This is a genomic window from Microbacterium sp. dk485 (genome assembly GCF_004570445.1).
GTDB lineage: Bacteria > Actinomycetota > Actinomycetes > Actinomycetales > Microbacteriaceae > Microbacterium > Microbacterium wangchenii.
Genome location: NZ_SPQW01000002.1, coordinates 608,724 through 622,876 on the forward strand (window position 1 = coordinate 608,724; position 14,153 = coordinate 622,876).

Below are 14,153 nucleotides of genomic sequence, written 5' to 3' on the forward strand. Positions count from 1 at the left end.
GGCCCGCCACGTACCGGAGAGGGCCAGCTGCGACACCCGATGAAAGGACACACCATGAACACCAGCCCGACGCCCGCCCCCGCTCCGCCCGGTGCACCGGCCCCTGAGCAGTGTCCCGATCTGCTCACCGTGGCGGAAGCCGCCGCGTACACCAACACGTCCGAGCGATTCGCTCGGCGGCTGGTCTCCGATCGGCGTGTGCCGGTGGTGAAGCTCGGCAAGCACGTTCGTATCCCGCGTACCGCGCTTGACGCATTCATTGCTGCCAACACGCGAAATGTCGTGAGCCGGTAACCCCGGCAGCCAAGTAGCCGAGTTCCATGCGGAAACGCTGGAACAGCGGTGAGCCAATAGCCGCGACGAGAGTACCCCGCATTACCCAGACCGCACGAAATCCCGAACAAAGGAATCAAACAGAATGTCACTTTTCACCCGCAAGAAGAACACCCCCAACGTGCCGGCCCACCTGGCCGACGCATACGCCGCCGCTACGCCCGACGCCACCGCGTTCTTGGAGCGTGCAGCAGCGGAACTCGCACTGGAGCACTACTACCCCGACGCTGACAAGCCCTCAGAGCGGCGGGGTAGTACCGAGCACACGGGTCGGACATATGGCACCGACCCCGAGCAGCGACAGCGCATGTACGTCGATCACTTTCCCGAGTTGCTCGCACGCGCCGAGCACCTGTCACGGCTGCAGGCTGCCCGCTGGGCAGTGGAGATGCCTAAGCGTTTCGCAGCGGCCGCGCAGGAAACCGCGGCCCGGCACACCTGCCCCGTCTGCAAGACGATCAGCCCGGACGAGCACGCGCGCTACAACAACCCCGCGCTCGGCCGGACGGGCTACGCCGCCCCGCTGATGTGTGCCGCGTGCCGGTCCACCGCCGATCTGCTGTTCTCGCAGGCAAGCGCGACACCCGAGCGCCGCGCCGCTGTGCTCGCTGCGCTCGAGATCCCCGCGCCCCTCTACTGACAGCTACGGGGGCACCCGGCGTCACGACGCCGGCGTGCCCCCAGCTACCCGACGAGATCCCGCGAACCCGATGAGAGAGGCCGGCGCGACAATGAATCGCAACCTGCGCGGCGCACAGCGCGCCCTCGCGCCGGCTGATGCCGCAACCAGAGCCGAGCTGCACGCGGCCGACTTCCTCGCGTGGGCGCTGGCCGAAGATGCTCACCTAGAAAGCAACGGCGAGCTGCACCGCCGCGCGCTACGCGACCGCGCAGCTCGTGCGCTCGACCGCGACGCGGCTGCGATCGCGCGCGGCATCCCTGCCCGCCGCAGCGATCTGGAATGGCTCGCACAGCAGCTCCCCGAGGATCACCCGCACCGCGCAGCCGTGCGCGCCCTCGCGCAGCGTTCCGGCGTTCCCGCTAGCTCCGCGCCTGCGCAGGAGCGAATCGCTGCGCTCAGGGCCGCGTGCGAGCATGCAGCGGCCGAGCTGCGCGCACTCATGGCCGCAGCCGTGCCCCTCGCTCTGCGCGCGGCGCACGCCGGCGCAGCCCGCGCCGCCCTCCGCGCTGTCGCAGCCTGGCGCCGCCCGTGCGCCCCTCGCGCCCCAGCGCCAGCCGGCCTGGTGTAAGCGCGAACCGAGACCCGCCGCCCTTGCGGCACAGGCTGGCCGACCATATCGGCACTAGACCGACGCTCTCGCGCCGGTTCGCGCCTCAGAGCGCTCTGCTCACACCTACAGGCATCCCCGTACCCTGCGCCGTGCGCCGGTCAATGTGACCCGAAACGGAACCTCCAACCATGTCTAGCTACACCCCCCGCACTGCCCCCGCTCGGAATGACCCGGCAGCCCCCAGCCGCTGGTACGTGCTGCGCCAAGCCGCTTGCGAGACCCCGCCGGATCTCCCCGAATCCGCGCCGCTCGCCGCCAAGCTGGTGCACGGCGTCTACTACGCCGTGTTGCCCGAGATCCGCGCGGACATTCGCGCCGGCCGCAATTCGCGGCGCGTGGGGATCGCGTTCGATCAAATCGATGCGCGCGCGCTGGTGCCGCTGCGCCTGTCGCGTCGTGAGCGCGGCCGGGGCATCGACTACCTCGTGAAGCTCGAAGCGACGCGCGGGGGAGTCCTCGCGTGAGCGTGCTCCCCACGCGCGAGGATGCGCTGCGCCTCGCAGCTGCCGGCTGGGCAGTGATCCCGCTACGGGGCAAGATCCCGATGACGGCGCACGGCGTGAAGGATGCCACCACCGACCCCGAGCAGATCGCACGATGGTGGCCCGGACGCGCGCAGCGCAACATCGGCGCACGCGTGCCTCGCTCGCTGTTGGTGCTCGATATCGACCCTCAGAACGGCGGAACCCTCGCAGCGCTCACCGAGGCCGCAGGCGGGCAGCTGCCGCGTACCCTGACCGTGCATTCAGGCCGAGGAACCGGCGGCCGGCACCTGTACTTCCTGAACCCCGGTGGCGAGCTGTCATCGACGCGCCTGCCGGCCGGCATCGACGTGAAGACGGATACCGGCTATCTCGTCATGCCGCCGAGCCTGCACCCCGCGACGGGGCTGCCGTACCGATGGGAGGATGCACCCCCCGCGCAGCTCCCCGGACCCCTGCGCGAGCTGCTGCGCCCGGCCCCGGCGCGCCGAGCGTCCCCCGCCGCCCGGCCCGCCAGCCGCGACGGCGACGGCAAGCTGAGCGCGAGAGCTGCCCACCTGGCCAGCTTCGTTCAGGACGCCCCCGAGGGCACCCGCAACGGCCGGCTGTTCTGGGCGGTGTGTCAGGCGCTGCGCGACGGGCACGACGCGCTGACGTTCGATCTCCTAGAGGGTGCAGCGGTAGTCGCGGGCCTAACCGAGACCGAGGCGCGCCGCACGATCGCAAGCGCGCGCAGGACGATGGGCGCGGCATCGTGAGCGTGCCCGTAGTCCCGCCGAGCGTCGAGCCGCTGCCCGATCCCTCGGTTGTGTGGTCGAGCGATCGCCCTGAGCTGGCAGCGCTGCTGTATGAGGCGCGCAGGCGCATCGCGTCACCGTGGGCGCTACTCGCGGCGGGTATCTGCCGGTCTCTGCTTACGATCCCGCACACCGTCCGATATCGCTCGGCGCTGCACCCCGAGGGCACCCCGCTGAATCTTGCCGTGGCACTCGTGGGCCGGTCGGGGGCGGGTAAATCCACCGCCATTCGGGGCGCAGCTGGTGCGGTGGTTTTCGCCGGGGAGGACGTGCCTGACACCGCGCATGCGCGCAGCGGTGAGGCTATCGCCACGATGCTGGGCAGGGTCCAAACGGCGAAGGGCGAAGATCCGGTGCTGGTGTTCGCGCGGCTAGATCATGCCGTGTGGCTGCACTGGGATGAGGTCGGCCAGCTCGCGCAGCAGGGAGATCGCACCGGCTCGACCATGCTCGAAACGGTCAAGTCCGTTACCTCGGGGGAGACCCTTGGGGGGCAGAACGCGAAGGGTGACGGCGTGACGATCCCTGCCGGGTCCTACCGCGCAGTGCTCACCATCGGAGTGCAGCCGCGTCGGGCGGGGCCGCTGCTCAGTGAGGGTGCGGTAGCTGGCGGGCTGGCAGCGCGTTTCGTGTGGCTGGTGGCTGAGGACGCCGAAGCCGCCGGCGCGCCGCGTCCGAGCACCGAGCACCCGCCCGTGCAGGTTCCCCTCTCGCAGTGGGATGGGGTGCGCTTCGTGGACGCGCTGCCCGAGATGGACACCGCACATGAAGCGGATACGCGCGCAGCTCACCGAGGGGAGCGAGACCCGATCAATAGCCGTGTGCTGCTGAACCGCGCGATCATCGGCATAGCCCTAGCGAACATGGCAGGCAGATCGCACCTGACGCCCGAAGATTGGCACCTGGCGGGCGGAGTGCTCGCGCATTCGCTAGACACGCTCGACGCGGTAGCGGAGGCGCTGGCCGAGCCGGATGAGGCCGAGCGCGCACGCGGGCCGCAGATCGAGCAGCGGCTGCGCGAGCGCATGGCAGAGATGCAGGCGCAGGGTGTGCCGTTCTATGAAGCGCGTCGCAAGTTGTCGAGAGCACAGGGCGATCGGCTTACCGAGCTGCTGCACGCCGAGCAGTTTGCGCCCTGGTGATTCAGCGTGCTAGGGTCGGTGGCACCGTGGGGACCTTATAGGGGGGTCAGGGGGGAGGTATATCTACTAGCGGTAGATCATTCCGCAAGTGGGTGAGCAAGAGTCCTCCGCCCTCTACACGTGTCTGCCTCGCGACCCGAGACCAGACGATGCGCCTCGCAGCGCCGGCAGAACCGCCGAGCTGCGAGGCGCATCGTCGTGTGGCGGCAGTGTGGCGGTCGCACCCGAGAATAAAAGCCCTGGTCAGCAGCTAATAATTAGCGGACTGTGGCGGTGTGGCGGTGTGGCGGCGCGGTCCCACTCTTAGGCACCCCCTTTTTTCTGGGAGAGACCCCCCACACCCCGCCCCAGTCTCCATTCTTACGGGAGGGTCTCGAAATATTCGGGTGGTGGACCCGCCTGCCCGCCGGTGACGCGCCGTCGCCGCAGGATGCGTAGGGTGCGCCTCGGCAAGTGGTTCAATTCGGGACATGTCTTGGATCGCAGATGCTCTCGCCACAGGTCTCGCGGCCACTACTTTCTTGGTCGCGTTTAGTTCCGTTCGATTGCGGGCGGAGCGAGACCGCGCCGTAGCTCGGTCTGACAATCTGACGGCGGAGCTAAGCCGTGCCACAGTAGCGGGCCGAGCTGTCACCGACGAGGAAGTGGTCGCTTCCGCTGAGGCGCTTCACGAAGCGGACCGAACTGATTCCATAGGCTCGGCTACCGTCATCATCACCTACGGGGTCGCGGGATTTATGGTCCTACTTGCGCTCGTAGCGGGCCTCAGATCAGGCCTAGAGTTCAGCACCAACCCATTCGCCTGGACCGAGAACACTTGGGCAGTCTTTTTCTTCCTGGCGGTTCAAGTGGCGGTAGTGGTTCTGGGGCATCGGGATTATTTGTGGGTGGGGGAAGATCTCACCCGCCGAATCGGGGCGAGCGCGCTGAGCAAGGCTTCAGCCGCCATCGGGTTGAGTCGTGCAGACGAGTATGACGAGGCCCTCACTCTCACTGATCAGGTAGTCGCGCGACTACCTTCCTGGCCCTGGGCGCACGCGTTTCGAGCCCACAACCTGTTGCAGCTCGGCCGTGACGAAGAGGCTCGGTCTGCAATCGACCAGGCGATCGCGCTCGACCCTAAGAACAGCTGGTGGCATATCGCCCGAGCAGAGGTCCTCGTGCGGATGTCACTGTTCACCGAGGCGTTGGACGACCTTGACAGCCTGGACCAGGGCCTGCGACGAAACGTGGAGGTTCTCACGCTGCGTGGCGGAGCGTTGTACGGCCTCGGCCGCCGGGAGGAGGCATTGGCCGCCTTTGATCAAGCGATCAAGATCGACCCGGACAATCCCGAGCGCCGCATGCGCCGAGGGCGTGCGCTTCTTGGCGACGAAGCGTCGCACTTGCAATCAGGCTCGCCCTCAGACGCTCTGATTGAAATCCTTCTAGATGACGGCGAAAGGATAGCCCTTGATGTAGTGTCGCGCATCGGCCGGTCTCGACTGCGCGCGCGAGATGCTGCGAGCGCTATCGAGGACTTCGACGTGGTGCTGCGCCAGCGCCCGGACGACGCGCAGGCGCTGGTTTGGCGTGGTGCCGCCAAACTGGAAGCCGGCGACGCGGCTGGCGCGGACGACGACTTCGATTCCGCGCGCCGGCTGGGCGCTTCCCCGCGGAGTATCCACTCGCTTCGGGCGTCCGCCTTCCGTAGAAGGGGACAGCTAGCGGGGGCAGTCGATGAGTACTCGAAGTGGATTGCTGTCGATCCCTCTGCCTCTGCTCATTTCGGTCGCGCGATGACCTACATGCAGCTGTCGAAGTATCAACTGGCGCTCAACGACTTTGATGTGGTGGTGTCCGAAGAACCCAAGCACACGGATGCGCTTGCTCACCGCGCCGAGGCCCTGGCCTTCCTAGGCGAGACTGCGACATCGGATGCAGCTTTTGAACGTGCCCTATCAGTCGGCACTGGCATGGCTCACACCTTTCATGTCTGGATCAAGACACTTCTCGGCCGCAACCGTCCGGACATAGCTCAACTCGTCTTGGAGCGCGCGCTTGGCCTCGATCAGGAGGCTGTCGAACGGAGCAGGTTACTTTCGTTGGCGGGTTCCGTGTACGCGGCCAACAAGCTATACAGACGCGCTCTGGCTGCGTTCGATGAGGCGGCGACGCTACTCCCCGACGATCCGGATGTGGCTTACCGGCGGGGCATTTGCCTGGCCGATATGGGGGACAAGGGCGCTGCGATTGAATCACTACAGATTGCGGCCTCGAAGCCAAGTCTGCTGCAGTACGCAGCACTGGGAACGCGAGCGTCGCTTCACCGCTCGAAGGGTGCGCTCGATCTCGCGCTCGCTGACCTGAACGCAGCTATCGGACTGGCACCCGAGGCACCGCGTCTGCTTGTGAGCCGGGGTTGCCTGTACATGGAGATCGGGGATTTCGACGCTGCCCTCGCTGACTTGAACTCCGCTCTCATCCTGCAGCCACAGGGCCGCACAGCTCTAGCTCACCGCATGCAGGTGCGTGCCCGGCTCGGGGACTTGGACGGCGCTGGCGATGACCTCGCACAACTTGAGTCTCTGATTGGCCCTGAGGATGAGGTCGCCCGCATTCGTGCTCGTGCTGTCCTCGCCGAGAGCGCGCGTGACTGGGAGCAGGTCGCTAAGCAATATCGGCTCTTGATAGCAAAAGTCGGGAATGATCCCGGGCACCTCTGGCACCTCGCGGCCGCTTACGTCAACGCTTCGAACTTCGCTGAAGCGGAGGAAATATTCAAGCTGCTATTGCGCGAGCATGGGCCTTCGCTGGGCAACGAAGCCAGCCTTGCAGTGGTGTTGAGTCAACAGGGCAAGTCCGAGGAAGCCATAGAACGGTTCGCCAACCTCCGAGATGCTCACGGCGAGGAAGCCAGCAACTGGGTTAAGCGCACGCTCCACGCCGAAGTACTGCCTCACTATGACGTGGTGATGTCTGATTGGGAGGCGTCGGCCGCGACTGGCCAATAGCTCCGGGATCCGGCTATCAGCGGAGGTGACACTTCACCCGCTATGGACGCGAGCGGCCGCTGATATGTGGAATCCCAGCGCCGGGATGCAATGGGCACCGCGCAGCCACTGGCGGGGCACTCACGCCTGCCGAACGGGCACTCACGGGCACTCCGGAGCGGTAAATGGTGGTCTGATACGGTCAAACATCCGTTAGTCTTATCCCAGGTCAAAGGGCGGTTTGCCCCGAGATTTCAAGCAACCAGCCACGGGCACACAACGTGCAGGGGGTCAGGGGTTCGAGTCCCCTCAGGTCCACAACAAGAGCCCCCGCGATCGCGGGGGCTCTTCTCGTCGGGGTGCCGGCGTCACGCCTCAGGGCGCGTGGAGAGGCAGCCATCCGGTCTCAGCGGAGCAGTTCGGCGACCACGAGATCGACGGACTCCTCGTCCGGAAGGAAATGCGTCGACAGGCGCACCGACATCGCCACCACTGTGCGGTAGCGTGCCTCGCGCTCGGTGCAGTACTGGCGGAAGAGTGCGTGCAGGAACGCCGCCTGCGCAACCTGGACCCGTTGGACGGCGGCCTGGACGCCCGGATCCCGCCGTGCCCAGTCCCGGATCGCCACCTCGGTCTGCACGCTCAGGATGGAGGGCTCCTCAGACCGCAGCGCCCGGGCCAGCTCCCGTACGCGCTCGCGAGGGTCGCCGTCGACGCCGACGCGGGTCACGATCCCGTCGGTGGCGGCGTGCTCCCACGTCGAGAGCAGCTCGGCGAGGAATCGCGCCCGATCGCCGAAGTAGCCGTAGAAGCCGCCCTTGCTCACCCCCAGGCGACGCGCGAGCGCTTCGGCCCCGACGGCCTCGACGCCCTCGTCGGTGAGGAGGGCGACGGCGGCGTCGATCCATGCGGACCTCGTCGTCTTCAGGTTCACCATGCCGACTCCCGCCCCTTGTCGCCCCCGCCCGTGGCGGATACAGTCTCAACTGTACGCCCGCGAATAGTTGGAGGTGCGATGACCCGCACGACCCCCGCCGCTTCGGGAGTGCACGTCCACGGCGGGATCCTGCGGGTCGCGGACACACCCGATCTCCTGGACATCACCCCGACGTATGCGGATCGATTCACCCTCGTCACCGACGTTCGCGCCGATGCCCGAAGGTGGGCGGAGGCGACGTTCGAAAAGGGCATCGACCGGGCCAGCCGCATGCTGATCTTCCACACGGTGCTCGGACTGGAGGTGGGACCCGACGACCGCCCGGATGCGGTGGCCGGATGGCGGATCCACGCGTCACACGCGACGCACGTCCTCCTCGGTGCCGTCGGCCCCGGTTCGGTCGGTCGACTCCTGATCGAAACATCCGCCGGGTCGGTGAGTCTGACGACCGCCTTCGCGTTCCACTCCCGTCGCCGCCGGTTCGTGTGGGCGCAGGTATCCCGCATCCACCGGCGCCTGGCCGCGCCCACGCTGCGCGCCGGCGCGAGGCTCCTGCAGGCCTCCGGTGCAGGCGGGGCGCGGGAAGCCGCCTGACGCAGGCCCAGAAGGAGCGGGATGTGGTTCTGTCGGCCGTTCTCGAGAACCCATGACGAAGTCGCCTCTCGCTATGCGGCAGTGATGCGGTCATCCTGGACGTGAGCGGCGCACCGTGCCGCGAGAGAGGGACGGATGCCCATGCCCAGCACCGAGAACGCGTGGCCCGCACTGCCGGTGCAGGAGTGGGATGGCACCCGGGACACGCTGCATCTGTGGACGCAGATGGCGGGCAAGGTGCGCCTCGCTCTCACACCCCTGGTCAACCACTGGTGGAACGTGCCGCTGTACGTCGACAGCCGCGGGCTGACCACGTCGCTCATGCCGCTGGAAGCCGGAGGGCTGGAGATCCGGTTCGACTTCGTGGACCACCGGCTGCGGATGCTGCACACCGATGGGGGCGAGGGTGACATCGCGCTGCGCCCGGGAACGATCGCGGAGTTCTACGCCGAGTTCACCGGCCTCCTCGCCGAGCTCGGGGCCGACGTCGAGCTGCACTCCGTGCCCGTCGAGCTGCCCGACGTGGTGCCGTTCGATCAGGACACCCGGCCGGCCCCGTACGACCCGGAGGCAGCGCGCCGGTTCTGGGTGTCGCTGGTCTCCGCGTCGCGCGTGCTGAACGGGTTCCGCGCGGCCTACCGCGGAAAGGCGAGCCCCGTGCACTTCTTCTGGGGCGCCTTCGACCTCGCCACCTCCCGGTTCTCCGGGCGACCGGCTCCCCAGCATCCGGGCGGCGCGCCCAACTGTCCCGATCGTGTCATGCACGAGGCCTACGACTCCGAGGTCTCCAGCGCCGGATACTGGCCCGGCGGGGCGGCCGAGGGGGCCTTCTACTCGTACGCCTACCCCGAACCGCCCGGATACCGGGACCGGGCCCTGGACGTCGACGGTGCGTACTTCGACGGCGACCTGGGGGAGTTCGTGCTGCCGTACGAGCGGGTGCGCGCGGCCGACGATCCGGACGCCGCGCTGCGCGGATTCCTCGACGCCACCTATCGGCGCGCGTCCGCCTCCGGCACGTGGCCCCGCGAGACCGGTCGCGCATGACCGCCGCAGAGGACCGGCGGCCGGCGGGTGCCCGGAGCGACGCCGAGCCGGGCGGCGCGGAGGAGATCGCGGTCGCCCGCGACGCGCTGCGCACCGGCGCGTGGATGCCGGTCTCGCACTCCGAGCGTGAGGACGGCGGCCCCGCGGACTGAGGAGACCGCCAGGCACGCCGCGTAGGCTCGCGCGTATGATCCGGCTCCCGCGCGCACTGCTCGGGACCGCCGCGGTCCTCCTCTTAGCCGTGGCCGTCCCGCCGTTGCCCGTGCACGCTGACAGCGAGGAAACCACCCCCGAGGTGCGTGTCGTGGCGGCGCCGGAGGGTGCGCAGGAGCGGCTCGAGCGCGCCGCCGAGCTCACCGCGGAGATGGCGCTGGGGGAGAAGGCGGCGAGCGTCGTGATGGGGCACATCCCGACGGTCGACCCAGGCACAGCGTCCGCGTACGTGTCCGGCAACGGGCTGGGAGGGTTCATCCTGATGGGGTCGAACGTCCCCGGCGATGAGGAGTCTCTGCGCGCCTTCACCGATGCCCTCACCGCGAACCCCTCGTTCCCGCCGCTCATCGCGATCGATCAGGAGGGCGGCGATGTCTCCCGCCTCCCGTGGGACGGCTTCCCCGGCGCACGTACTCTGCGCGATGCCGGCGCCGATGCCGCGCGGGACGCGTTCGCCGCTCGCGCGGCGCTGGTGGATCGTGCCGGCCTGAACGTGAACTTCGGCGTCGTGGCCGACGTCACCGGCGACCGGTCGATGTTCATCTTCGGCCGGAGTCTCGGGGCCGACCCCGCAGCAACCGCGGAGCGTGTCACGGCCGCCGTGGCGGGGGAGGGCGTGCAGGCAGCATCCACCCTCAAGCACTTCCCCGGGCATGGTGCGGCGCCCGGCGACTCTCACGCGGGCATCCCGGAGAGCGGGATGACACTCGCGCAGTGGCGATCGACCGATGCGGTGCCCTTCGCCGCGGGCATCGAGGCCGGTGCTCCGTTGCTGATGTTCGGACACCTCCGGTACCCCGCCGTGGACGAGCTGCCGGCGTCCCTGTCGCCGGAGTGGCATCGCATCGCGCGCGAGGAGCTGGGTTTCACGGGGGTCGCAGTGACCGACGATCTCGGGATGCTGCAGGCCTCCGGTGATCCGGCCTACGCCGATCCCGTCGCCAACGCCGTCGCCGCCCTGGCCGCGGGGAGCGACCTCGTGCTCTCGGTCATGTTCAGCACGGCCGACTCCGCTCCCCGCATGGTGGGCGGCATCGTCGCTGCCGTCGAGTCGGGTGCGCTGCCCGCCGCCCGGCTCGAGGAGGCCGCCACCCGTGTGGCGGCGCTGCGGCTCGCCCGCGCCGACGCCGGTGCGGGCTTCGTCCCGTGCCCGGAGTGCACCCCCGCGGGCTGAGACACCCCGCCCCGCAAGACGGCGACCGACCCGGGGCGCGGCCGGTGCCCGAGTGGCGCCCGTCCTGCCCCAACTCCGCGCCGGTGCCCGAACTCCTCAAATCCGCCCGCCACAGTGGCGGAGGTCCGCGGGATTCCGGGGTTCGGCTGTGCCGCGTACCGAGAATTTGCGGAGTTCGGGCAGAGCAGGTGGCGGGTAGGTCGGGGCGTCCCCCCCCCCCCCGACACGGTCGACGCCGCGACGCCGTCGACGCCGCGACGACGCCGCGGGCTCGACGGGCCGCGTGCCCGAACTCCTCAAATCCGGCCGCCGGACGGGCGCGGGGTCGCGGGATTCCGAGGGTGGGCTGCGCTTGGAGCTGGGTTTTTGAGGAGTTGAGGCGGTGCGGGTGGCGGGTAGGTCGGGGCCCCCCGCGCCGACACCGACGCCGACGCCGACGCCGACGACGGGGCGGACGACGCCGACGCGGGCTTCGCGCGGTGCCCGGGGAGCGGTGCGCCATCGTGCCCGAACTCCTCAAATCCGGCCGCCGGACGGGCGCGGGGCCGCCGGATTCCGGGGTGCGGCTGAGCCTCGCCCAGCGCTTTTGCGGAGTTCGGGTACGGGCCGGGTCGGGCGGGGCGCGGCGGGCCTGCGCGGGCCGGTCAGGCCACGAGAGCCAGGAGCCGAGCGCGGAGGACACCCGCACGCTCGGCGAAGCCGCGCTGCTGTCGTACGTACTCGGCCTTGCCGTCGGGGATCTCGATGGCGACGGGGGCGTAGCCCCACTCGCTGAGGTCGTACGGGGAGGCGCGCATGTCGAGTTCGCGGATGTCGCGGGCCAGCGTGAAGCAGTCCAGCAGCAGCTCGCCGGGCACCAGCGGACCGAGCTTCATGGCCCACCGATACACGTCCATCCCCGCGTGCAGGCACCCGGGCTGCTCGAAGGCGATCTGCCGTTCGCGGGAGAGGGCGTCGCGGTTGCGCGGGACGGCGTCCGGGGTGAAGAAACGGAACGCATCGAAGTGCGTGCACTTCAGGTCGTGCGCCTCCACGACGGCGTCGGTGCCCGCTTGCCCCAGGCGCAGCGGAGCACTGTGACGGGTATCCGGGCTTCGGTACAGCATCGCCCACTCGTGCAGTCCGAAGCATCCGAACACCGCGGTGCGTCCTGCGGTCGCCGACAGCACCCCGCGGATGCTGCGGACCAGGTCGCCGCGTTCGGCACCGTGGCGTTCGACGTCGACCCGGGCGCTGCCGGGCGCGGCGCCCGGACGGTACCACCGCCACGCGATGCGCTCGCCGGCGTCGGCCAGCTCGACCCCGGCCCCGGGGTGCCACCGGCGCAACAGTGCGGGGCGGTAGGAGTAGTACGTGAAGAGGAAGTCCTCGACGGGATGCGTCTGCCCCCGCGCGGCGCGAGCCCGGCGGCCAGCGGTCAGCGCGTCGGCCCGTTCGGCATGGGCCTCGGCCCGTGCGCGCCAGTCCGCGGCATCCAGCACCACGGGCTCCACCACCTCGGCGTCCACCACCGCAGCATCGAGCACCGCGGCGTCCAGCACTACGGGGTCGGAAGCGTCGGCGGGCATCCTTCGAGGATAGGCGCCGCCCAGGTCCGCCGACCCGGCCCGGAACGCGAAAGGCAGGGGATCACCCTGCCAGGTCCAGGATATCGCCCGGACGGGGGCTTGCGGCAAGACCCCGGTGCGGGAGCAGGATGGGCGGTCGCGCCCACGATCGGGCGGGGGAGAGGACACGGGATGACTGATGTGATCATCGTCGGCGGGGGGCCGACGGGGATGATGCTGGCCGCCGAGCTGCGGCTGCACGGCGTGGAGGTGCTCGTCCTGGAGCGGGACCTGGAACCGACGCGGCAGGTGCGGGCGCTGGGATTGCACGTGCGGAGCATCGAGCTGTTGGATCAGCGCGGACTCTTGGAGGAGTTCCTGGCGCACGGCACCCAGAACCGGATGGCGGGGTTCATCGCGGGCATCGACGCGCCGTGGCCCGATGACCTGGACACGGCGCACGGCTACGTGCTGGGCATTCCGCAGCCCGTGACCGACCGGCTGCTGACGGAGCACGCGCTGAGGCTCGGCGCCCGGGTGCAGCGGGGCGCAGAGGTGACGGCTCTCGCAGCGCATGCGACGGGGGTGGACGTGACGCTCGGGGACGGGTCGGTGCTGCGCGCCCGCTTCGCGGTCGGATGCGACGGCGGACGGAGCACCGTGCGCCGGCTGCTCGGGATCGCCTTCGACGGTGAGGCGGCCAGCGCGGAGTGGCTGCTGGGCGAGATGCGGGTGACCGCCTCGGGGGAGGACATCGCCGCGACCATGGCGGAGGTGCGCCGCGTCCACCACGACTTCGGGCTGGGGCCGTCGGGTGACGGGTTCTACCGGGTGCTCGTCCGCGCCGGCGCCGTCGCCGAGGACCGCGCCACGCCGCCCACCCTGGCGGAGGTGAGGGGGCAGCTGCAGGCCTACGCCGGCACCGATTTCGGGGTGCACGACCCGCGCTCGCTGTCGCGCTTCAGCAATGCCACCCGGCTGGCCGACCGGTACCGCGTGGGGCGCGTGCTGCTGGCCGGCGATGCCGCGCACGTGCATCCGCCGCAGGGCGGGCAGGGACTGAACCTCGGCATCCAGGATGCCGTCAACCTGGGCTGGAAGCTCGCCGCCGAGGTGACCGGCCGCGCGCCCGCGGGGCTGCTGGACAGCTACGAGAGCGAACGCCGTCCGGTCGCCGCCGACGTGCTGGCCACCACCCGCGCACTGGGGGTGCTGCAGTCCGCCGACCCCGGTCCCCGGGCCGTGCGAGGGCTGCTCACCGAACTCATGAGCGTCGACGGGGTCAACCGTCATCTCGTGGAGAAGATCACCGGGATCGGCATCCGGTACGACCTCGGGCCCGGACCCGACCTCGTCGGTCGCCGCATGCGCGACGTACCGCTGGGGCGGGGACGCCTGTACGAGCACATGCGCCGCGGGCGCGGCCTGCTGCTGGATCGCACCGGCAGGCTCACCGCCGTCGCGGGGTGGGCCGACCGCGTCGATCACGTGCGGCAGCACAGCGACGGGGTGGATGCGGCCGCCGTGCTGCTGCGGCCGGACGGCTACATCGCGTGGGCCGGCGAGGACGAAGCCGGTCTCACGTCTGCGCTCGAACGGTGGTTCGGCGCTCCGCTCTCCTGA

14 protein-coding genes are annotated in these 14,153 nt (G+C 69.7%); 12 read left to right on the forward strand and 2 right to left on the reverse strand.

Annotation, left to right across the window (positions count from 1 at the left end; all coding sequences use genetic code 11):
• Positions 1–54: 54 nt before the first annotated feature.
• The 7 genes from E4V99_RS13680 (at position 55) to E4V99_RS13710 (ending at position 7,039) form a co-directional block, all read left to right on the forward strand.
• Positions 55–294, forward strand: coding sequence for a helix-turn-helix domain-containing protein (locus E4V99_RS13680; RefSeq protein WP_135117589.1), 240 nt, complete (start codon positions 55–57; stop codon positions 292–294).
• A gap of 124 nt (positions 295–418) precedes the next feature.
• Positions 419–973 carry a hypothetical protein gene (locus E4V99_RS13685; protein ID WP_135117590.1) on the forward strand — a complete coding sequence of 185 codons (555 nt, stop codon included), beginning with the start codon at positions 419–421 and terminating at the stop codon, positions 971–973.
• Between the two features lie 91 nt (positions 974–1,064).
• Entirely contained in the window at positions 1,065–1,583 is a 519-nt protein-coding gene (locus E4V99_RS13690) for a hypothetical protein (protein ID WP_135117591.1), read from the forward strand.
• Between the two features lie 170 nt (positions 1,584–1,753).
• Entirely contained in the window at positions 1,754–2,089 is a 336-nt protein-coding gene (locus tag E4V99_RS13695) for a hypothetical protein (protein ID WP_167758130.1), read from the forward strand.
• Positions 2,086–2,865: a bifunctional DNA primase/polymerase gene (locus E4V99_RS13700; protein WP_135117593.1), complete on the forward strand. Its 780-nt coding sequence runs from the start codon at positions 2,086–2,088 to the stop codon at positions 2,863–2,865. The genes E4V99_RS13695 and E4V99_RS13700 overlap by 4 nt, the downstream gene beginning before the upstream one ends.
• Entirely contained in the window at positions 2,862–4,046 is a 1,185-nt protein-coding gene (locus tag E4V99_RS13705) for a hypothetical protein (RefSeq protein ID WP_135117594.1), read from the forward strand. The genes E4V99_RS13700 and E4V99_RS13705 overlap by 4 nt, the downstream gene beginning before the upstream one ends.
• A 470-nt stretch (positions 4,047–4,516) precedes the next feature.
• The gene (locus E4V99_RS13710; protein ID WP_135117595.1) at positions 4,517–7,039 is read left to right on the forward strand and encodes a tetratricopeptide repeat protein; all 2,523 of its coding nucleotides are present in this window, start codon (positions 4,517–4,519) and stop codon (positions 7,037–7,039) included.
• 385 nt (positions 7,040–7,424) lie between these two features.
• On the opposite strand, the gene E4V99_RS13715 is transcribed toward E4V99_RS13710, so the two are convergent.
• The gene (locus tag E4V99_RS13715) at positions 7,425–7,955 is read right to left on the reverse strand and encodes a TetR/AcrR family transcriptional regulator (RefSeq protein ID WP_135066812.1); all 531 of its coding nucleotides are present in this window, start codon (positions 7,953–7,955) and stop codon (positions 7,425–7,427) included.
• A 78-nt stretch (positions 7,956–8,033) separates the two neighbouring features.
• Here E4V99_RS13715 and E4V99_RS13720 point away from each other — a divergent pair, with 78 nt between their 5' ends.
• The 4 genes from E4V99_RS13720 (at position 8,034) to E4V99_RS13730 (ending at position 10,983) form a co-directional block, all read left to right on the forward strand.
• Positions 8,034–8,549, forward strand: a complete 516-nt coding sequence (locus E4V99_RS13720; protein WP_135117596.1) for a hypothetical protein — start codon at positions 8,034–8,036, stop codon at positions 8,547–8,549.
• 141 nt (positions 8,550–8,690) lie between these two features.
• On the forward strand, positions 8,691–9,596 hold the full coding sequence (locus E4V99_RS13725) for a DUF5996 family protein (protein ID WP_135117597.1): 906 nt from the start codon (positions 8,691–8,693) through the stop codon (positions 9,594–9,596).
• The gene (locus E4V99_RS18500; protein WP_167747769.1) at positions 9,593–9,748 is read left to right on the forward strand and encodes a hypothetical protein; all 156 of its coding nucleotides are present in this window, start codon (positions 9,593–9,595) and stop codon (positions 9,746–9,748) included. The genes E4V99_RS13725 and E4V99_RS18500 overlap by 4 nt, the downstream gene beginning before the upstream one ends.
• 35 nt (positions 9,749–9,783) lie before the next feature.
• Positions 9,784–10,983, forward strand: a complete 1,200-nt coding sequence (locus E4V99_RS13730; RefSeq protein ID WP_245233191.1) for a glycoside hydrolase family 3 N-terminal domain-containing protein — start codon at positions 9,784–9,786, stop codon at positions 10,981–10,983.
• Between the two features lie 644 nt (positions 10,984–11,627).
• Here E4V99_RS13730 and E4V99_RS13735 read toward each other — a convergent pair.
• Positions 11,628–12,551, reverse strand: a complete 924-nt coding sequence (locus E4V99_RS13735) for a 3-methyladenine DNA glycosylase (protein WP_245233192.1) — start codon at positions 12,549–12,551, stop codon at positions 11,628–11,630.
• A gap of 171 nt (positions 12,552–12,722) precedes the next feature.
• Here E4V99_RS13735 and E4V99_RS13740 point away from each other — a divergent pair, with 171 nt between their 5' ends.
• Complete coding sequence (locus tag E4V99_RS13740; RefSeq protein WP_135117598.1) at positions 12,723–14,153, forward strand: FAD-dependent monooxygenase; 1,431 nt, start codon at positions 12,723–12,725, stop codon at positions 14,151–14,153.

Excerpts from the sequence above, each read along its gene's own strand:
- E4V99_RS13725 (WP_135117597.1), top strand. The coding sequence starts at position 8,691 with ATGCCCAGCACCGAGAACGCGTGGCCCGCACTGCCGGTGCAGGAGTGG.
- E4V99_RS13680 (WP_135117589.1), top strand. The coding sequence starts at position 55 with ATGAACACCAGCCCGACGCCCGCCCCCGCTCCGCCCGGTGCACCGGCC.
- E4V99_RS13720 (WP_135117596.1), top strand. The coding sequence starts at position 8,034 with ATGACCCGCACGACCCCCGCCGCTTCGGGAGTGCACGTCCACGGCGGG.
- E4V99_RS13730 (WP_245233191.1), top strand. The coding sequence starts at position 9,784 with ATGATCCGGCTCCCGCGCGCACTGCTCGGGACCGCCGCGGTCCTCCTC.
- E4V99_RS13685 (WP_135117590.1), top strand. The coding sequence starts at position 419 with ATGTCACTTTTCACCCGCAAGAAGAACACCCCCAACGTGCCGGCCCAC.
- E4V99_RS13735 (WP_245233192.1), bottom strand. The coding sequence starts at position 12,551 with ATGCCCGCCGACGCTTCCGACCCCGTAGTGCTGGACGCCGCGGTGCTC.
- E4V99_RS13710 (WP_135117595.1), top strand. The coding sequence starts at position 4,517 with ATGTCTTGGATCGCAGATGCTCTCGCCACAGGTCTCGCGGCCACTACT.
- E4V99_RS13690 (WP_135117591.1), top strand. The coding sequence starts at position 1,065 with ATGAATCGCAACCTGCGCGGCGCACAGCGCGCCCTCGCGCCGGCTGAT.
- E4V99_RS13715 (WP_135066812.1), bottom strand. The coding sequence starts at position 7,955 with ATGGTGAACCTGAAGACGACGAGGTCCGCATGGATCGACGCCGCCGTC.
- E4V99_RS13740 (WP_135117598.1), top strand. The coding sequence starts at position 12,723 with ATGACTGATGTGATCATCGTCGGCGGGGGGCCGACGGGGATGATGCTG.
- E4V99_RS18500 (WP_167747769.1), top strand. The coding sequence starts at position 9,593 with ATGACCGCCGCAGAGGACCGGCGGCCGGCGGGTGCCCGGAGCGACGCC.
- E4V99_RS13695 (WP_167758130.1), top strand. The coding sequence starts at position 1,754 with ATGTCTAGCTACACCCCCCGCACTGCCCCCGCTCGGAATGACCCGGCA.